19 protein-coding genes are annotated in these 19,137 nt (G+C 64.0%); 17 read left to right on the top strand and 2 right to left on the bottom strand.

Annotated elements, in window-relative coordinates; all coding sequences use genetic code 11:
- Positions 1 to 33 precede the first annotated feature (33 nt).
- A complete protein-coding gene (locus CRO48_RS24470) occupies positions 34 to 1,167 on the bottom strand; it encodes an acyl-CoA dehydrogenase family protein (protein ID WP_097142386.1) in 1,134 nt (377 codons plus the stop codon).
- 266 nt (positions 1,168 to 1,433) lie between these two features.
- Here CRO48_RS24470 and CRO48_RS24465 point away from each other — a divergent pair, with 266 nt between their 5' ends.
- Positions 1,434 to 2,822 carry an FAD/NAD(P)-binding protein gene (locus CRO48_RS24465; RefSeq protein WP_097142385.1) on the top strand — a complete coding sequence of 463 codons (1,389 nt, stop codon included), beginning with the start codon at positions 1,434 to 1,436 and terminating at the stop codon, positions 2,820 to 2,822.
- 331 nt (positions 2,823 to 3,153) lie between these two features.
- On the top strand, positions 3,154 to 3,714 hold the full coding sequence (locus CRO48_RS32380) for a dimethylsulfonioproprionate lyase family protein (RefSeq protein ID WP_176526873.1): 561 nt from the start codon (positions 3,154 to 3,156) through the stop codon (positions 3,712 to 3,714).
- A 126-nt stretch (positions 3,715 to 3,840) separates the two neighbouring features.
- Here the strand turns inward: CRO48_RS32380 and CRO48_RS24455 are convergent, their stop codons facing one another.
- Positions 3,841 to 4,872, bottom strand: a complete 1,032-nt coding sequence (locus CRO48_RS24455; protein ID WP_097142383.1) for a LacI family DNA-binding transcriptional regulator — start codon at positions 4,870 to 4,872, stop codon at positions 3,841 to 3,843.
- Positions 4,873 to 5,146: 274 nt separating this feature from the next.
- Here CRO48_RS24455 and CRO48_RS24450 point away from each other — a divergent pair, with 274 nt between their 5' ends.
- The 15 genes from CRO48_RS24450 (at position 5,147) to CRO48_RS24380 (ending at position 18,967) form a co-directional block, all read left to right on the top strand.
- Complete coding sequence (locus CRO48_RS24450) at positions 5,147 to 6,424, top strand: amino acid ABC transporter substrate-binding protein (RefSeq protein ID WP_097142382.1); 1,278 nt, start codon at positions 5,147 to 5,149, stop codon at positions 6,422 to 6,424.
- A gap of 77 nt (positions 6,425 to 6,501) precedes the next feature.
- Positions 6,502 to 7,248 carry an ABC transporter ATP-binding protein gene (locus CRO48_RS24445; RefSeq protein ID WP_097142413.1) on the top strand — a complete coding sequence of 249 codons (747 nt, stop codon included), beginning with the start codon at positions 6,502 to 6,504 and terminating at the stop codon, positions 7,246 to 7,248.
- Positions 7,248 to 7,976: an ABC transporter ATP-binding protein gene (locus tag CRO48_RS24440; RefSeq protein WP_097142381.1), complete on the top strand. Its 729-nt coding sequence runs from the start codon at positions 7,248 to 7,250 to the stop codon at positions 7,974 to 7,976. Before CRO48_RS24445 ends, CRO48_RS24440 begins: the two co-directional genes overlap by 1 nt.
- A 10-nt stretch (positions 7,977 to 7,986) precedes the next feature.
- The gene (locus tag CRO48_RS24435; protein WP_097142412.1) at positions 7,987 to 8,865 is read left to right on the top strand and encodes a branched-chain amino acid ABC transporter permease; all 879 of its coding nucleotides are present in this window, start codon (positions 7,987 to 7,989) and stop codon (positions 8,863 to 8,865) included.
- Positions 8,865 to 9,908, top strand: coding sequence for a branched-chain amino acid ABC transporter permease (locus CRO48_RS24430; RefSeq protein WP_097142380.1), 1,044 nt, complete (start codon positions 8,865 to 8,867; stop codon positions 9,906 to 9,908). Before CRO48_RS24435 ends, CRO48_RS24430 begins: the two co-directional genes overlap by 1 nt.
- A 13-nt stretch (positions 9,909 to 9,921) precedes the next feature.
- A complete protein-coding gene (locus CRO48_RS24425; RefSeq protein WP_097142379.1) occupies positions 9,922 to 10,734 on the top strand; it encodes a glutathione S-transferase family protein in 813 nt (270 codons plus the stop codon).
- Positions 10,735 to 10,736: 2 nt separating this feature from the next.
- Positions 10,737 to 11,663 (top strand): dioxygenase family protein, encoded by a 927-nt coding sequence (locus CRO48_RS24420; protein ID WP_210202023.1) that lies wholly within the window; start codon positions 10,737 to 10,739, stop codon positions 11,661 to 11,663.
- 3 nt (positions 11,664 to 11,666) lie between these two features.
- Positions 11,667 to 12,425, top strand: coding sequence for an SDR family NAD(P)-dependent oxidoreductase (locus CRO48_RS24415; protein ID WP_097142377.1), 759 nt, complete (start codon positions 11,667 to 11,669; stop codon positions 12,423 to 12,425).
- Entirely contained in the window at positions 12,426 to 13,304 is an 879-nt protein-coding gene (locus CRO48_RS24410; RefSeq protein WP_097142376.1) for a BKACE family enzyme, read from the top strand.
- A gap of 31 nt (positions 13,305 to 13,335) precedes the next feature.
- A complete protein-coding gene (locus tag CRO48_RS24405; RefSeq protein WP_097142375.1) occupies positions 13,336 to 14,340 on the top strand; it encodes a quinone oxidoreductase family protein in 1,005 nt (334 codons plus the stop codon).
- Positions 14,341 to 14,350: 10 nt separating this feature from the next.
- A complete protein-coding gene (locus CRO48_RS24400) occupies positions 14,351 to 14,683 on the top strand; it encodes a cupin domain-containing protein (RefSeq protein WP_097142374.1) in 333 nt (110 codons plus the stop codon).
- A gap of 139 nt (positions 14,684 to 14,822) precedes the next feature.
- Complete coding sequence (locus CRO48_RS24395) at positions 14,823 to 15,896, top strand: alpha/beta hydrolase family protein (RefSeq protein ID WP_097142373.1); 1,074 nt, start codon at positions 14,823 to 14,825, stop codon at positions 15,894 to 15,896.
- Positions 15,893 to 16,387 (top strand): (2Fe-2S)-binding protein, encoded by a 495-nt coding sequence (locus CRO48_RS24390; RefSeq protein WP_097142372.1) that lies wholly within the window; start codon positions 15,893 to 15,895, stop codon positions 16,385 to 16,387. Before CRO48_RS24395 ends, CRO48_RS24390 begins: the two co-directional genes overlap by 4 nt.
- Entirely contained in the window at positions 16,384 to 18,492 is a 2,109-nt protein-coding gene (locus CRO48_RS24385) for a xanthine dehydrogenase family protein molybdopterin-binding subunit (RefSeq protein WP_097142371.1), read from the top strand. The genes CRO48_RS24390 and CRO48_RS24385 overlap by 4 nt, the downstream gene beginning before the upstream one ends.
- Before the next feature lie 190 nt (positions 18,493 to 18,682).
- Positions 18,683 to 18,967 carry a WGR domain-containing protein gene (locus CRO48_RS24380; RefSeq protein WP_097142411.1) on the top strand — a complete coding sequence of 95 codons (285 nt, stop codon included), beginning with the start codon at positions 18,683 to 18,685 and terminating at the stop codon, positions 18,965 to 18,967.
- The last annotated feature ends 170 nt before the right edge of the window (positions 18,968 to 19,137 follow it).

The following is a 19,137-nucleotide window of genomic DNA, read 5'->3' as shown; positions in this document are numbered from 1 at the left end:
CGCCTCGGCAACCGTCACATCGCGCGACTGTCGTCAGATTTCGTCATCCTCGATCGCGCTGTAACTGCCAGCCATGCGCTGCAGTTGGGCAATACGGCAGGCAAGCTCGATTTCGCGTTGACTGATCGGCCATGCGGGATCGGAAAGGCGGCGCAGGGTGCATGCCGCCAGGCGTCCGGCCTCGAGCGCGGCGATGCCAGCGACGATCGCGGCAAAGACCGCGGCCGTTCGATGCCGTTCCGCCGTGCCGATCTGCGCGGCGTCGACAGCGCGGCCGCCATGCTCCAAAGTCGCTTCGGCCGCAGCGATCCGGACGGAGACCGCTCCGATGGCATGCACAGCGTGATCCACATCGCCAGCGCCCGCCCCACTGTCGACCCGTTGCCTGATATGAAGGAAATCCCGGCGCGCGCGACCCAGATGCCGCGCAGCTTCCAGCAGTATTTCGAGGGCCTGCGGTACATCGGCCTTCGAAGGATCGCGCGGCGGATGAAGCAGTACATCGCCCTCGGCAAGCACGTCTTTGAAAAGCACGCGTTCGGCGTGCGACGCCACCTCTTCGCCAGGCGCGCCGCCATTGGCCACGTACCGTATGCCGTCCGTGCGTGCAGGCAGAAGGAGACTGGTCGGCCTGCCAGTCGCATCCAGTGCCGGCATCAGCAGCCAGTCGGCGTGTGGCGCTCGGGGCGTACAGAGCGCCTCGCCGTTGATCCGAAAGTCAAGGCCCACCGGAGCGATCGGCAGCGTTCCCGCGCCTTCAGCTTCCATAGCCTCTACCCGAGCCACTCGCGCACCGCTGAACGCGGCTGCGAAAACAACGCTGCGCTGGCCATCCGTGCCATAGCTGCGCAGCCTTTCCAGAGCGATAAAATGTGCGCAGGCTATCAGGCCCACGGTCGTCGAGTATTCGGACAAGATAGCGCAGATTGCGGTCAAGACGGTATTGGAGACATCGATACCGCCGTGCTCTGTCGGTATCGAAACGCCGAAAAGGCCGGAGCGGGATAACGCGTCGAGGCTGTCGACAACGGTTTCCTCGCCGCCAGTTGCCGCCGGGGAGATCGTTTCGTCGCGGTGACGGGCAACAGATCCGGCGGCGGCTATCGCCTCGTCCTCCGAGCCGATCAGCGCGGCCGTCCGCACAAGCGCCGGGGAGATTTTACCCATATCGACAGCTCCTTCGGGAAGGCAACTTCGAACCTCAGCCGGTTTTATCGGGACAAAGGATCATATTCTATAGAGATTGCATAGATTTATTTTGCTAAATTCCGTCCGGATTGAGCAAACGAACTGCTCCGTTCGTCGCATGGAGCATGAAACGTCGTGGGGCGTTATCAATGCATGGCGATTTTGCCAGACCTCGTGAGGTACCGGCACATGGGTCACTGCGGAACGAACAGGCGGACAGATCGCGGTTGCGGTGAGGCGCGCGCATGACAACAGATACGGATGTGGCTGTCATCGGCTCCGGCTTCTCGGCAGCGGCGCTTGCGATAAACCTGGTCAACCGTCTGGCGCCGACGGCACGTGTGAGCCTTGTCGGACGCAAGGCGAAGTGGGGCAGGGGCATTGCCTATTCGACCCGCGCCGATTGTCACCTTCTGAATGTGACCGCAGCGCGCATGAGCCTTTTTGCCGACCAACCGGACCATTTCGTGCAATGGCTTTCGCAGAATGGCTACGCCCAGGCCGGCGACGAGTTCATTCCCCGGCAGGTTTACGGGCGCTATATCGGTTCTTGTCTTGACACGGCGCTGGAGCCATCAGGCAACCGCGCCGCGCTCCACATCGTCGATGCGGAGGTCGCTGATGCCGAAATCACGGCCGAGGGCGGCTTCCGCCTCATGCTGACAGACGGCGTTACCCTGTCAGCCGGCGCTGCAGCACTTTGCACCGGCGCGGGCTTTCGCCGGCTGCCGATCCCCGAAGACGCAATCGCGCCCGGCGCAAGGCAGTCGATCGTGGACGATCCGTGGCAGGACGAATGGTGGGAGCGGCTGCCCAAGGATGCAGACATCCTGCTCGTCGGAACCGGCTTAACAATGATCGACCAGTGCCTGTTGCTCAAGGCGCGCGGATTTGAAGGACGCCTGCTCGCGGTCTCGCGTCGTGGATTGCTGCCACAGCCGCATCTGACACCCCGCAAGCAACCCGGCGACCCCGTACTTTCGCCGGGAACCGGCGAAGTCAGCGGCATGCTTTCCCGCCTTCGGGCGAGCGCCCGCCAGGAGGGAGACTGGCGAAAGGTCACAGACGGTCTGCGCCCGGTGACGCAGGCGCTGTGGACGGGGTTGAGTGCCAGCCAGCGGCAGCGTTTTTTGCGTCACGCCGCACCCTACTGGAATGTCCACCGCCATCGCATGGCGCCCTCCGTCGCCGCAGAAATTGCGGAACTTCGCAATGCCGGCCGGCTTGTCGTCCATCGAGGCCGGCCGGCATCCGTGCGGGCTGTCGAGGGTCAGATCGAGGTCGAGATCCGCGGGCGGGCGAACACGACGCTTTGCGTCGATGCGTTGGTGAACTGCAGCGGGCTCGAGCGTTGCACGATCGATGCGTCGCCGCTTCTCGCCAACCTCTCGAAGCGGGGACTGGTGACGGCAGATCCGCTCGGTTTGGGAATATGGGTCGACGACGCCTCCGCCTGTCTGCCTGCGAGCGAGCCGAAACCACCGCTTTATGCGCTGGGCCTGCTGACCGCCGGCCGGCATTGGGAGATCACAGCCGTTCCCGATATCCGCGTCCAGGCCGCGGCGGTGGCAGCCGCGATCGCCGGGCGCATCGGCAGGGCAAGGCCGGCTGACGAGGGCGCTGTCCGCATCTGACCGGACGGTCGAGCCAATGGCCTTCGTTGCCCATGCCGCCTCGCCTTGGCGGCCTGCGCCGACGCGCGCAACATATTGCCGCTCGCCACCTCGGATGAATGGCTATCTGGCGCGGAAGCTGGTAAGGCACTTGCGACCAAAGGGCGACACCGCCAGAGTGCGCGCCAAGAATCAATCGGGGCAAAGGGAACGAATGCCGCAAGTTGCAATGAGGTCTCCGAAGCGGAGCGCTGACCTCCTCCTCAACGATGATCGGGAGCCTGCCCGCCGGCAGGTTTCGCCGCTAAGGGCAGGCAACCGCGCGCAACCGTTGCAAGGCGTTCTCAACGTCGTGGGTGACCTGCTGGTCGCGCCGAAGGTGCCGGTCATGGCGAGCTACCTGGCAGGCAAGATCTACCAGAAGCTCGGCCGTTGCGGCGATCTGGGCCAGCTTGCGCAAGATCGCCCCGAAATCATCGAGCATTGGCAGCGGGCGCTGGCCAATCTCGCAGACGGCCACAGCCGTCTGGCAGAACTCTCCGCCCACCTCTCCTCCCTTTCCGACACGCTGGTTTGGCGCAACGGCCGTACCGGTCCCTTTGCAAGCCTGCGCTTCGAAAAGTCCCATGCCCATACGGTCCTCGTCGGACCCGGCGGCATAGAGGAGCGCAGCGACGTGCGCATCGGCCTGACGCTCATGGCGCCCTACAGCCGCTTTCCGGACCACGTGCAGTTCCACTCCCGCGTCTTCCTGCTTCTGTCCGATGGGGAAGTGTGCCTTGACGACGACATCTGGTTCCGGGCAACCCGCGGCACGATCTTCTTCAACGAGGCCGGCCGAAAGTTCGCCATGCGCTGCACCGGCGAGCCTTTCCTTGCGCTGTGGGGCCAGATCGAGGACGCCTCGCTGTAGGCGTCAGCCACAAGCGTTCACTGTCGCTTACCATAGGGACAGGCCTCGGCCTGCGCCGTGCGACTTCATATCTGCGCAGGCGGCGACTTTCGGCGAGGCCCGTGACGGAGGCCGCCGGCCTTCAGACTATGGCGCAGGCGCGGGGCCAGTACTTTCGCGCACCACCAGCCGCACCGGAAGGATGGTCTCCGTCGGCAGTTGTTCGCTCTCGGCGCCGTTGAGCAGTTGCACGAGCAGCCTGGCGGCCGCCTGACCTGCGCCGTGCTGTTCTATGTGGATCGTCGTCAGCCTGGGGCGGATGAGGTTGAGAAACGGCATATCGTTGAAACCGCTGACAGAAACATCAGCCGGGCAATTCAGTCCCTCCTCGTGCAGCCGCTCGATCGCCCCCAGAGCGAGCCGGTCGTTGGCACAGAGAACCGCCGTAAACCTCAGCCCGGACGCCAGCAGTTGCTCGACGCAGCGCGCGCCTTCGGACTCGTCGAAATGGGTGGCGGTTGCGATTAGTCCCTCGTTGCAGGCAAGCTGCGTTTCCGCCATGGCATCCCGGAACGCCGCAAGGCGCAATTGCCCGGTCGACAGGTCCTGCGGACCGGCGATGTGCGCGATGGACCGGTGGCCCAGTTCCATCAGGTGACGGAGCATCTGGCAAATCCCCGACTGCTCGTCGTTGATGACAAAGGGGATGCCGCCGTCCTCGACGCGGCGATTGAGCGTCACGATCGGCATGCCGTCCTCTGCCGCGCGCGCGACCATCGGGTCGTCGCGCGTTGCGGCTGCATGGATGATGCCGTCGACGCCGCGATCGCGCAGGACGTTGACAAGCCGGCTCTCGCGCTCCTTCTCGCCATCCGTATTGACGATGATCGAAGCATATCCGAGCGGTTCGAGTACGCTTTCAATGCCGCGCAGGATCGGCGGAAAGATAACGTTGGTGATGTCGGGAATCATCACGCCGACCGTCATTGTGCGGTTCGTACGCAGGCCCGCGGCAATCCGGTTGGGGCGATAGCCGAGCCTCTCGGCCGCGGCCTGAATCTTCTCGGCAACCTCGGCCGTGATCGCCTTGCGCGTCACCGGATCGAGCGCGCGGGAAACCGTCGAGACGTGGACCCCGGTCTCCCTCGCGATATCCTTCAATGTGACGCGGCGCTTCATGCAGCAATCCACCCCTTTCTGAGGTTAAATATCCCCTTGCAAAAAATTCCGCAATCGTTTGCACAGCGTTCTTGACGGATATCAGGAAATTTGCAAAGCTCCACGCAATCGATTGCATGACAGCTGCGCGAGAGGTTTGCACGTCATTCCTGCGCGCGCCGGGAAGAGGAGCCCGGCAGCGAATAACGTCGCCATTGAATTGAGGCGTCGTCGACGCCGCTGTCACGAATATCGAGATTGCCGAACTATCCGATTTTCCTGGGGAGGAGCAAAAATGAGGATGAAGGCATTTCTGGCAGGAGCGGCGGGTGCCGCCTTCCTGGCCGGTGCGGCTTACGCTGAAACGATCAGGATCGGCGCATCGCTGCCGATCACGGGCGGACTTTCGGTCAGCGGGGAAAAGCACAAGCGCGGATATGAACTCTGCAACAAGCTGATCAATGAGAAGGGAGGCCTGCTCGGAAAGCAGGTAGAACTGATCGTCAGCGACAATCGCTCCGATCCCGCAACCGCGATCAACCAGTACGAACGCTTCATCAATGTCGACAAGGTGGATGCGGTCTACGGGACCTTCTCCAGCCGTCTGACCTTCCCGGTCGGCAACGTGCTGTCCAAGTACAACATGGTCCACCCGATTCCCTCCGGCGGGGCGTTGCGGATCTACACGCAGGGCCACAAGAACCTGTTCTATTTCCAGGTCAATGCGGCCGAATATACCGGCAAGGACGTGGTCGCCGTCATCAAGGAGCAGATCGCCGCCGACCAGGCGCCCAAGAGTGTAGCCGTCGTCCACGCCGACGACTTCTTCGCCAACGCGATTGCCGCGGGACTGCTCGGCCAGAAGGTGATCGATCCGGCAAACGACAAGGAAGTCGCCGATCTCTCGCCGGGATACCTCGCAGATGCCGGCATCAAGATCGTCATGGAGGAGAAGTGGCCTGAGGAAGGCTTCAACGACTGGCTCAACCTGGCCAACTCCATCAAGCGCTCCGGCGCGGAGATGATCATCGGGCTCACTGCATCCGCAGAAGAAGCGGTGCAATTGACCCGGGCTTTGAAGACGGTGGGGGCGGCGCCGAAACTGGTCTATCTCAGCCAGGGCGCGCAGACGGAGTTCATCGACGGCGTCGGCAAGGAATCGGCAGAAGGCGTGCTGATCCACACCACCTGGCACAAGGACGTGAATTTCGAGGGCACGCTCGCCGGAAAGCCGTTCAACAACGCCGATTTCGTCGCCGCGTTCGAAAAGGAGTACGGGCTGGAACCGGACGAGGACAGCGCAATCCCCTTCGCGGTCTGCCAGGGAATCGAGCAGGCGATTATCGGCGCCGGTTCGACCGACAACGCCAAGATGGGAGAATGGCTGAATGCCCGCACCAAGGACGACCCGGTGCGTACCGTGCTGGGTCGCTTCTCCTGGGACGATGTCGGCCTGCCCGAGGACAAGCGTCACATCATGACCCAGTGGCAGGGCGGCGAGATGAAGTTCGTCTATCCCACCGGCGAGTTCGAGGGCGTTGTGCAGCTTGCATACCCGAAGGCGGGCTTCTGAGCCCTGAAAGCGGCGGGCATGTGCTCCGGCCGGCCCGCCGCTCTTACACCTGTCATCTGGAGATGGAGGTCGAGCACGTGCTCGAAATCAGGAATCTTTGCAAGTATTTTGGCGGCATCAAGGCCGTTGACGGGGCTTCGTTCGAGGTCGAGCGCGGCTCTATCACTGCTCTGATCGGTCCGAACGGCGCAGGCAAGACCACGGCCTTCAATTGCATCAGCCGAACGCTCGTGCCGACGTCAGGAGAGGTCTGGCTGGATGGACAGCAGATCGACCACCTGAGGCCGCACAAGATTACGGCAAAGGGCCTCAGCCGCACCTTCCAGATCTCCCGCAATCTCGCCGACATGACGGTCATCGAGAACGTGATCGTCCAGTCCAGGGTCGAGGGTTTCTCGGGTCTCTTCCGCCCGGCGATCTCACCGCAGGAAAAGGACAAGGCCCTGGGCATCCTCGATTTTCTCGGCATAACCCGCATCGCCTACGAGGATGGACATAACCTGTCCTACGGGCAGAAGAAGCTGATGGACCTGGCCGCTCTCCTGATGTCGGATCCGAAGATCATTCTGCTGGACGAGCCGGCCGGCGGCGTCAACCCGTCACTGATGGAGGAAATAGTCGGCCACATCCGCGCGCTGAACGCCAAGGGGCTGACGGTGCTCATCGTCGAGCACAACATGGACCTGATCATGCGCCTGTCCCACAAGGTCGTCGTCATGGCGCAGGGCAGGGTGATCTGCCAGGGAACGCCTGACATCGTCCGCAAGGATCCCGCCGTTCTGGAAGCCTATCTCGGCGGCGTTCTTGATGCGGAGGCAGCGTGATGACGGCGCTTCTCGAAGTCACCAACATCACCGCCGGCTACGGCGACGGCCCGGCCATCCTCGATGGCGCGCATCTGACCGTCGTGCCCGGCAAGGTCCACTGCATCATCGGCCCGAACGGCGCCGGCAAGTCGACGCTGCTCAAGGCGATCTGCGGCATGCTGAAGATCCGCAAGGGCGAGGTCGTGCTGAAGGGCGAGCGGCTCAACGGGCTGCGCCCGGACCAGATCCTGCGCAAGGGCATCTGCTTCGTGCCACAGGAGCGTGCGCTGTTTCCGAAGATGACCGTGCGGGAAAATCTGCGGATGGGAGGCTTCACTCTCGGTGATGCCAGGGAACTGGACCGCCGCGTCGATGCCATTCTCGACCGCTTCCCGATCCTGCGCGAGCGCGCCAACCAGCATGCCGGCACCATGTCCGGCGGCCAGCAGCAGACGCTCGCCATGGCCCGAACCCTGATTATCAGGCCGGACATCGTCATGCTCGACGAGCCCTCGCTCGGTCTGGCGCCGAAGATCGTCCAGGAGATGTTTTCCATCATGAAGATGATGTCGGAAGAGGGCGTGACTGTGCTGCTGGTCGAGCAGAACGCGCTGATGGGCCTGAAGAACTCCGACATCGGCGTCGTGCTGGACCTCGGCCGCACGCTGATCGAGGGACCGGCGGCCGACGTGCTCGCCGACCCGCGCATCCAGGAACTCTATCTCGGTGGCAGGAAGGCCGCCTGAGGAGACGATGATGGCACAATTCATTCAGGTTCTGATCCTGGGCCTGGCACTCGGCGGCGTGATTGCGCTGATGGGATCGGGTCTTTCGCTGGTCTTCGGCGTGATGCGGATCGTCAATCTGGCGCATCCTTCCCTGATCATCGCCGGCGCCTACGTCGCCTACTGGGCCTTCAAGCTCTGGGGCATCGATCCGATCGTCATGCTGCCCATCGCCGCCCTTATCCTGGCCGGCATCGGCGTGCTGCTTTATCGCCTGATGTTCGAGCAAGAGGCCAAGAGCGCGCGCTACTCCGAAATGACGGTGCTTCTGACCTTCGCGCTCGCGATGATGGTGGAAGGCCTGCTTGGCGCCTTCTTCACCAACACCCAGCGCGTCACCTCGCCGGACTATGCGACAGACGCATTCTTCATCAGCGACATCTTCATTCCGAAGGGCCAGCTCTATGCCGGCATTGTCTCGCTCGTCATCATCGGCGGGCTGGCGCTGTTCCTGAAGTACTCGCGAATGGGCTATGCCATCCGCGCCACCACCCAGAACCGCGACGCGGCCGAACTGTTGGGCGTGAACGTCAACCTCGTCAGCGTCGTCGCCTTTGCGATCGGCATCGGCCTTGCTGGGGCAGCCGGCGCGCTGGTCAGCTTCGTCTTCAGCTTCTTCCCGGCCAAGCAGTGGGAATGGATCGCCATGCTGATGTCGGTCGTCGTGCTCGGCGGCATGGGCAGCATTCTCGGAACCGTCGTCGCCGCCTTCTCGCTCTCGGTCATCGCCGCCTTCGTCGGCACCTGGGTCGGCGCCACCTGGTCGACCATGACCTTCTTCCTCGCCCTGTTCGTCATCCTGCTGATCCGGCCCGAGGGCCTGTTCGGCGAAAAGCCGGAGATGGCATAATGGCTGCTACACTTCAGACCCCCGATACCGGTGCCGTGCTGGCGGCGCGCAAGGCGCACGACGAAAAGCTCGCCAAACGTGCCGATCAGACACGCGCCATCTGGTTTCCCGTCACCGTCCTCGCCGTCTTGCTGGCGCTGCCACTGCTGCAATTCACCGGCAACTACAACTACCTGCTCCATCTCGTTCTTTTCACCGCATCCTATGTGGTGATGGCGGCCGGCTGGAACATTCTCGGCGGCTTTGCAGGCTATGTTTCGCTCGGCCATGCGGTGTTCTTCGCCATCGGCGGTTACTTCTCCGGCGTACTACTGGCCCGCTTCGGCATTTCAACCCTGTTGACGGCACCGTTGGCGGGACTGCTTGCGGCAGTCTGCGGCTACCTCATCGGGCAGATCACGCTGAAAGTGCGAGGGCCGAGCTTCATTATCTCGTCGATCGCACTTTTGATGATCGCCCGTATTCTCTTCGACCACTGGACGTTCATCGGCGGCGCAAACGGTCTGGCGCTGCCGATCAACGACCTGCCGGTGCTCTGGGCGAAGCTGCCCTATTACTACGCCTTCATCTTCATGGCTGCCTTCACCGTCTGGGCCACCTACCGGATCAAGCATTCGAAACTCGGGCTCGGCCTTCGGGCGCTGTCCAAGGACGAGATCAAGGCGGAGAGTGCCGGCATCGACACGCGCTTCTACAAGGTGGTCGCCTTTGCTCTCTCGGCGTTCTTCGTCGGCATGGCGGGTGCAGTCTGGGGCGAGTACCTGACCTACCTGCGCCCGAACATCTTCCTGATCATCCTCGTCTCCGCCAACCTCGTTCTGATGTGTATTCTCGGTGGCAAAGGCACGATCGCCGGCCCTGTCGTCGGGGCAGTCCTGATCGTCGGCATCAACGAGTTGTTCGTTGCGACGATGGGCGCTTCGGAGCTGAACCTCTTCGGAACCGGGCTTGTGATGGCGGTGGCGCTGATGTTCTTCCCGCTTGGCGTCGTCGGCACGCTGGCCCGCAAGGGCAAGTTGCCCCGGATCCTCAATTGGGATTGAGGGAGGAGCGGGCATGGCCACCTTCAAGCTTTTCAACGCACCGCAGTCGACCTGCAGCCAGCGCGTGCGCTATGCCCTGCACGCCAAGGGGCTGGCGTTCGAGGAAGAAAAACTCGATCTCTTCCGTGGCGACCAGCTTCGGCCCGAGTATCTGGCGATCAATCCGAACGGCGTGGTTCCGGCGCTCGTGCATGACGGCAATCCGGTGATCGATTCCGCCGTTATCCTCGAATACCTGGAGGACATTCTGCCCGGCGAGGCGCCGATGCGCCCCGCCGACCCGCTGCAGGTCGCGCGGATGCGGGCCATGATGCGCTTCATCGACGAAGTGCCGACGCCCGCGGTTCGCGTACCGTCCTACAATCTCGCCTTCCTTCCGCATTTCCAGGCGATGAGCGAAACGGAGTTCCAGGCGCTCTGTGACAGCAAGCCATTGCGCCGCGAATTTTTGATGAAGATGGGCCGGACCGGCTTTCCGCAGACCGAGATGGACGAGGCGCTCGGCCGATTGCAGCGCGGCATCGACCGGATGGCGAGCTGGCTCTCGGAAAGCGGCGGACCCTGGGTGATGGGCGAAGCCCACACGCTCGTCGACGTTGCGATCATGCCGGTGGTCGTGCGCATGGCCGACATCAACCTCGGCCACATGTGGCATTCGTATCCGGCGATCGCCCGCTGGCTAGAGCGCACCCGGGCGACGGATGCCTTCCGCAAGACCTACTACGAAGGCTCGCTGCTGACGGAGAAGTATCCGCACCTGAAACAGGCGCTGGCACGGGCCGGTAACGACGAACACTCAAGACCCGCTGTCGCGGTGGGAGCATGACCATGAACCATATCAGCGTCGAACAGAAGCTCATCTCCAGGGTGGAAGACGTCACCCCGACCGTGCTGCGGGCGATGGCGGCAACGACTGATCCGCGGCTGAAGCAACTGATGACGTCGCTCGTCACGCACCTGCACCAGTTCGTCATCGAGACGCGCCCGACGGAGGCGGAGTTCGAATACGGTCTGCGCTGGATCGCCGAGCTCGGCCATCGGACCAACGAGTTCCACAACGAGGTAGTGCTTGCGGCGGATGCGATCGGCATTTCCACCTTGATCGACCTGATCAACAATGACGGCATGCAGGGCGAGACGATGTCGGCGCTGCTCGGGCCCTTCTACCGTGGCGCGGCGCCGCAATGCCAATTAGGCGACTGCATCGCGCGCTCCGAAACACCCGGCGCCGGCCTTTACTTCAGCGGCCGCGTGGTCGGCGTCGATGGCGCGCCGATCGAAGGCGCTACCCTGGATGTCTGGCAGGCCTCGCCCGTCGGTCTCTACGAGAACCAGGACGAGAGCCAGGACGACTTCAACCTGCGCGGCAAGTTCAGGACAGACGCCGAAGGCCGATTCCATTTCGTCTCGGTCAAGCCCGCCGGCTATCCGGTCCCAACAGACGGCCCGGTCGGCGACCTGCTGCAGGCCCAGCATCGCACCCCGATGCGTCCCGCCCATATTCATTTCATCGTCTCCGCGCCGGCCCACAAGACGCTCATCACGCAGATCTTCGCCGACACGCACGATGCGCTGGTCAACGACGTGGTCTTCGGGGCGAAGCGGCAGATCGTCGGGGAGTTCGTCCGGCACGACGAGCCGCACCCCGGTTACCCCGGCGCAGCGACGCCTTTCTACACCTGTCACTACGAGTTCAAGCTGGTCCAAGGGACGCCGTGCTTTCCGGTGCCGCCGATCAGCGGAAAGAAGGGGTAAGCCGTGGCCGAGCAGCCGATCAGACCGATTGCAGGCAAGGTTGCCGTCGTCGTCGGCGGGTCCGGCGGCATCGGCCGACAGACCTGCATGGAGATTGCACAGGCCGGCGCGCGCGTCGTCGTCGGATATCGCCACGGCCGAGACCGGGCCGAGGAGATCGTGGCAGCGCTTTCGGGCGACGGCCATTTCGCGCTGCCCATCCAGATCGAGGACACGGCGAGCATCGACGCCTTCCGCGACGCGGTGCAGACGCGCGCCAATGGGACCGATATCCTCGTCAACACGGCCGGCATCACCAAGCCGGTGGCCCACGCTGACCTCGACGCGCTGACGGACGAACTGATCGATGCGATCTTTGTCAATAATTTCCGCGGCGTCTTCGCCACCATCCGCGCCTTTGCGCCGATGTTGAAAGCAAGCGGCGATGGGCTCGTCGTGAACGTCTCCTCGATCGCCGCCTTCACCGGCATCGGCTCCAACGTCGCCTATTGCGGCGCCAAGGCAGCACTCGACATCATGGCCAATTCGCTGGGCCGGGCGCTGGCGCCGGAGATCCGGGTGCTGTCGGTCTCGCCCGGTGCGGTCGACACGCAGTTCGTGCCCGGCCGCGGCAAGGAGTTCAACGACAAGGTCGCCGCAACGACCCCGCTCAGGCGGATCACCAGCCCAACCGATGTCGCCCGCGCCATTCTGGCCTGCGCCACTCACCTGAAGTTCTCGACCGGCGAACGCATCGTCGTCGACGGAGGAAGGCATCTTTGAATGCAGCCGAATGTCATCATAACCTGTGCCGTCACCGGCAATCTCACCACCCGGGAGCACCATCCGGACCTGCCGGTCACCCCGGAAGAAATCGCCAATGCCTGCCTGGAGGCCGCCGACGCGGGTGCGGCGATCGCCCATATCCACGTACGCGATCCCGAGACCGGAAAGCCTTCGATGGAGCTGAAATACTATCGCGAGGTGATGGAGCGCATCCGCGCGAAGAACGACGCGCTGATCCTGAACATCACGACCGGGCCGGGCGGCCGCTACCATCCGAGCGAAGAGAACCCGGCGGTGGCCGGGCCACGCACAACCCTGATGCGTCCCGAAAAGCGTGTCGAGCATATTCTCGAACTCAAGCCGGATATCGCAACGCTCGACCTGAACACCATGACCTTCGGCAACGAGGTCGTCATCAACACGCCCGGCAACGTCAAGATCATGGCGGACATGATCTACGATGCCGGCTCGAAGCCGGAACTGGAGGTGTTCGACACCGGCCATATCCAGCTCGCCCACGATATGCTCAAGGCTGGAACGCTGAAGGCGCCGACGCTCTACAACATCGTCACCGGCGTGAAATACGGCTTCCCCGCCACCCCTGAAGTGATGGCGCTCGCCGCCCGCCTGTTGCCGCAACCTTCCGTCTGGACCGGTTTCGGCGTTGGCCGCATGTCCTTTCCGATGGCGGTGCAGTCCTACCTGCTCGGCGGCCATGTACGCGTGGGGCTGGAAGACAATTCGTACCTGTCCAAGGGCGTGCTCGCCAAGGGGAATGGCGAACTGGTCGAGCGGGCGCGCGACCTGATCGAAAAGCTGGGTGCGACGATCGCCGACCCGTCGCAGGCACGCGCGATACTCGGGCTGCCGGCCTAGATCCATACTCAGAATTCCAGGGAGAAATGACATGAACATCCAGGTGGACACGAAAGCGGGCAAGGCGCTGCGCGTATCGCAAAAATCCCCCGATCTGGACAACCTCCTGATCGACGTCGTCGATATTGCCGTGCCGCGGCATGGCCCGGGCCAGGTGCTCGTGGAGATCGTCGCCGCCGGCGTCAACCCGAGCGACGTCAAGGCATCGCTCGGGCATATGCCGCACGCCGTCTGGCCGCGCACGCCCGGACGCGACTTCGGCGGAATCGTCCGCGAGGGACCGTCCCACATGATCGGCATGGAAATCTGGGGCGGCGGCGGCGAACTGGGGATCAGCCAGGATGGCAGCCACGGCAAGTGGATGGTGCTGGACCAGAAGGCGGTGCGCGCCAAGCCGAAGAACTTCACGATGGAGGAGGCCGGGTCGATCGGCGTTCCATTCATCACCGCCTACGAAGGCCTGCGCGAGGCCGGCGGCGTACAGCCGACCGATGTGGTCCTGGTCTGCGGCGGCAACGGCAAGGTCGGGCAGGCCGCCATCCAGCTTGCGACCCTTGCAGGTGCCACCGTGTTCGCCGTCGAGTACAACGAGCAACCGCTGATGGCGCACAGAAGCGGGCCGGTGGAGATGCTCAACAGCGCTACCCAGGACGTGGCCGCCATCGTCAGGGAGATGACCGGCGGGCACGGCGCGGACATCGTCTTCAATACGGTCGGCAGCCCCTATTTCGAGATCGCCAACAACGCCATGGCCAAGCAGGCGCGCCAGATCTTCATTTCCACCTTCGACCGCGCCGTGCCGTTCGACATCTTCAACTTCTTCCGCGGCCGGCACAAATACATCGGCATCGACACGCTGGCCCTGTCCTCGGTGGATGGCGCTCGCATCTTCGACAAGCTGAGGCCGAAGTTCGAGGAGGGCAAGCTGAAGCCGTTCCCGATCAATCAGGCCACTTGCTACGGCCTTGCCGATGCAGCCACGGCCTATGCCTCGGTCCTGCGCGGCACGCCGGACCGCGTGCTGCTGAAGCCTTGAGGACGGCGGGATGCAGGTGACGCGCTACGCGGATGCCAGACCCTACGAAGCCCCGGAGCACTACGACATGCGCTGCCTGCGCCTGCAGGGAAAGGAAGCCACGCAAACGGATAGGATCTGGATCGGACTGTCGCATCTCCTCCCGGGCGGCCGGACCTCCCTGAAGGATGCGGCGGTGGAGAAGATCTACATCGTGGTCGGCGGCGAGGTGACGATCGAGACGCCGACGGAAAGCGTCACACTCGGTTTCCTCGATAGCTGCCGACTGGCACCGGGTGAGGCGCGTGCGCTCGTGAACCGGACGAACGCACCCGCCTCGATCCTGCTGGCGATGCCGACATAGGCGGACGCGCCGCGGCCGGCCGGCCCCCGGGGCGATCTGTACTCACCGTCGGACCGCTATTTCCCCAGGCCTGCCGCCGGCAACTTGCTGCTGTCGGTTGCCCAGAAATGACTGGAATGGACGCAGCAGGAGATGAAACGTGGACCAGGTCGAAAACAGGCTGCTTAGCGTCGTGGAGCACTGGCTGCCCCGCATCGAGGTTGCCGGCATTCCCTCCGCCACCGCTCGTGCCGTCATCGAGCAAGCAGGCATTTGGGCCAACTGGCTGCCTGCCTGGTGTGCGGAGGGCGACCGGCATGCACAGATCGCGGCCGCCGCACTGGCGGACGGGCATGAGCTCACCGCGGGCGAGGCCTATGCGCGCGCCAGCCTCTTCTACCACTTCGGTCAGTTCATGGCCTTCGACGACCTCGCCGCCAAAGCTGCTGCCGCTGCGCGAAAGGTGGAACTCTACCGCCGCGCCCTGCCGCTCCTCGATCCTCCGGGCGAGATCATCGACATTCCGTTCGAGGACGGTTACCTGCGCGCGGCGCTCCGTATGCCGGCGGGAACAGCCCCACGCCCGCTTGCCGTCATCCTGCCCGGCTCGGACTCGACCAAGGAAGAATTCCCCGCCTTCGAGCGCCATTTTCACGCACGCGGCATCGCCACGCTTTCGCTCGACGGACCGGGGCAAGGCGAGGGACGTTCGCACGGGCCACTGCGGCCGGACGTGGCGCCGGCGATCCATGCGGCACTCGATGCCGTCAGCGGGCGGAGCGAGCTTTCCGGGCAGGTTGGTCTCGTCGGCATGGCCTTCGGCGGGTTCCTGGCGCTTCGCGCCTCGGCGCACCTCGCCCACATCCAGGGCGTCGTCTCGATCAACGGCTTCTTCGACCTCGGCGGGTTCTGGCCGGAGCTGCCGCAGGTCTATCGCGACAACATGCACTTTTCGCTGGGAAGCAAAGACGTGCCTCAGCGCGCGACGGCCTTCACGCTCAAGGGCGTTGACGCTCCCGGAGCAACGGCGCTCATTGTCCACGGTGGCCGCGACAGGATATTTCCACCTGCCGAAGCCGAGGCCTGCGCGCGCTTCTGCCGTAATGGTGCCGATTTGCACGTGTTGCCGGGCGGCAACCACGTCTGCAACAACATCCCCTGGCTCTACCGGCCGATGGTCGCAGACTGGCTGGCGGACAGTTTCAAGCGTTCCGCTGGACCGCAGCCCCGATGACCGATGGAAGCCACGCCACGGACGGTCAGCCCCGATGCCGGATCAACGACAGTGACGTTGCGCTGGAGGCGGACGAGCCACTGCTCTTTACGCTGCGCAACCGTCTCGGCCTCACGGCCGTCCGTTTCGGCTGCGGCCTTGAACAGTGCGGCGCCTGCATGGTGTTGATCGACGGCGAGGCGCGTCACAGCTGCGCCCTGCCGGCGTCCGCGCTGGACGGGCGGACCGTCGTCACGCCCGAAGCGATTGCTGGCGATCCGATCGGAGCCGCGCTGTTGAGCGCGTTCGAACTGGAGCAGGCAGGGCAGTGCGGCTACTGCCTCGCCGGGATCATGATGAGCGCGTTCGCCCTCCTCACCCGTGAGATCAACCCCTCGCGCGCCCGCATCATAGAGGTGCTGGATGGCCATCTCTGCCGTTGCGGTGCGCATATCCCGATCCTGCGCGCCGTGGAGCGCGCCGCGGGGATGCTCGGGAAGCCTGGGGCATGAGTGGGCCGTCGTTGCCCAGAAGCCTGCAGGATACGCCGCAGCTCGGCCGCTGGATATCGTTCGCAGCGCCGGGAAAGGTACAGGTTCGCACCGGCAAGGTCGAACTGGGTCAGGGAATTTTGGTCGCGCTGGCGCAGATTGTCGCTGAGGAACTGGAAGTCGCGCTTGAGCGCGTCGAGGTTTTGCCGGCTGACACTCTGCTTTCCCCCAATGAGGGCTTCACCGCAGGCAGCCAGTCGATCGAGGTCAGCGGCGCAGCTCTGCGACTGGTTGCAGCCCAGAGCCGGCGGGCATTGCTTCGAGTTGCCGCGACCCGCAGCGGGCACCGGCCGGAAGAGATTTCCTGCCACGACGGCCTGCTGCGCGTGGACGGGACCGATATCGGGCTGGATTTCTGGACGCTCGCGCCCGAGGTCGACTGGACCGAGACGATCGATATCCGGACGACCGTACGCCCTTCGCGGGATTATCGCATCGCCGGAACCAGTGCGCGGCGCGGCGACGTCCTGCAGCGGCTTACAGCCGGCGGATTTATTCACGACATGGCCTTCGATGGCATGCGGCACGCCCGGATCGTCCGCCAGCCATTTCGACTGGCGCGGCTGGCCTCGATCGACCGCGAACGCTTCGCCCGACGCCACCCCAAGGTTGCCATCCTTCAGAAGGTCGACTTTCTGGCATTTGTGGGAGCAGACGAATATTGCGTCCATGCCGCCCATGACGAAGCCGAGGCCTTCGTCGAATGGACGCCGGATCCCGGGCGAAAGTCTGCTGCGAATGCGCCGGCCGCGGTACGCACGGAGGTCAGGAAAGTACAGACCGGTCACCCCGCGACAAATTCCGCCATCCGCGCGCGCTATTCTCGCGGCTACATCGCGCACGGCTCGATCGGTCCCAGCTGCGCGCTTGCGCATTTCGTCGACGATCGGCTGACGGTGTGGTCCCATTCCCAGGGTGTTTTCGCCCTGCGCGACCAGATCGCAGCCTGCCTGGGTCTTCACCCTTCAAACGTCCGCGTCATCCATGTGCCCGGTGCCGGATGCTACGGCCACAACGGGGCCGACGATGCGGCCCTCGATGCTGCGATCGTCGCCTGCGAATTGAAGGGAACGCCCGTTCGCGTGCAGTGGTCGCGCGTCGATGAACTCAGCCGTGGGCCGCTTGGAGCTGCGATGGCGACCGAAATCGAAGCAGCACTTGGCAGCGATGGAAGCGTCTCGGCGTGGAAGCTGTCGGTCGTCAGCGCACCACAGGCACAGCGGCCGGGAACCGGTGGCTATGCCAATCTGAGTTCGGCGGAGGCGCTGGATCCGGCCACCGCTCCTCGTCAGGTGGAAGACTTGCCGGAACTGGCGGGCGGCGGCGCATCGCGCAACGCGACGGCGCTCTATGATTTTCCCGACCATGAAGTCAGCGTCTCGCTCGATACCCGCAGTCCGATCCGCACCTCGTCGCTCCGATCGCTCGGCGCGCATCTGAATGTTTTTGCCATCGAATGCGCGATGGACGAACTGGCCGTGATCGCCGGTCTGGACCCAATCGCCTTCCGCCTCCGCCACCTGAAGGACAATCGCTGCCGCGCTGTCTTGAACGAGGTTGCCGCGATGAGCGGGTGGCGGCCGGGCGATGCAGGCGGGGAGGGACATGGGCGTGGCGTCGGCGTGGCCCGCTACAAGAACAAGGGCGCATGGCTCGCCGCCGTCGCCGAGGTCACCGTAGACGAGGCCGTGCGGATCGAGAGATTGTGGCTCTGCGTCGATGCCGGACGCCTCATAAATCCGCAAGGCGCCCGCGCCCAGATCGAGGGCGGCGCCCTCCAGTCCGCGAGCTGGACACTGCTCGAATCCGTGCCCGTCGCGGAAGGCCGCGTCCTGCCGCTCAATTGGTCGAACTATCCGATCTTGCGCTTTTCCGATGTCCCGGAGATCGAAACGCGGTTCATCATCGATGAGAACGAGGCGCCGCTCGGCGCGGGCGAGGCCGCGCAGGGGCCTGTTTCCGCGGCGATCGGCAACGCCGTCTCGCACGCCCTGGGCATGCGTGTGCGCGACCTGCCGCTCACACGCGAAAGATTGACGCAGCTTCTGCTGAGCGACCAGGCCTGACGGCGGCCCGTCCCTTCACCCCGCCGCGTCCTCCACGTTGAGGAGCATGGTCGCCTTGCGGCGGCGGGCAATGAAGGAGCGGATGCTGGCGAGTCAGCGGCGACGATCCATCATCGTCGTGAATCGTTCGGCTCGGATCGATTCAGAACTCTCATTGGACAGCATGCGTATCGAAAGCGATTCTGCGCGCATGCCACACACCTGCCGCGCAATGCTCTACCGACGCGATCCTCAGAAGAACATGGCCCGCTTCTACGCCATGTCGATCGAGCCGAACCTCTTCGGCGGCTATGCGCTGTCGCGCAGATGGGGACGGATCGGCTGTCGCGGACGGGAGTGTCTCGAGCTGTTCGATGACGAGCATGAAGCGATCGTCTCGTTTCTCGCCACGCTTCGCCGAAAACGGGCAAAGGGCTATCTTTCGCGCGATGCCCGCGTGAACTCCTTCCGCTCCTGTGGTCGCCATGCCGACTGATCGACACGCAGGCACGCTAAACCCCCAGTCGGCATCAGTCGGAACTGCCTCAGATCTGCCAAGATCATGGCTCCATTCATCCGGAAAAGCTGCTCACCGGAGCTGCGTTGCGCTTGACGGCCGATTTGCGAGCCATACCTTGCGTTGCAGCACGAACCGTTTGCAGGGAT

The organism is Rhizobium subbaraonis, assembly GCF_900220975.1.
GTDB classification, from domain to species: domain Bacteria; phylum Pseudomonadota; class Alphaproteobacteria; order Rhizobiales; family Rhizobiaceae; genus Mycoplana; species Mycoplana subbaraonis.
Note: the sequence above shows the minus strand (reverse complement) of the source record. Positions and strands in the feature narration are given on the sequence as shown.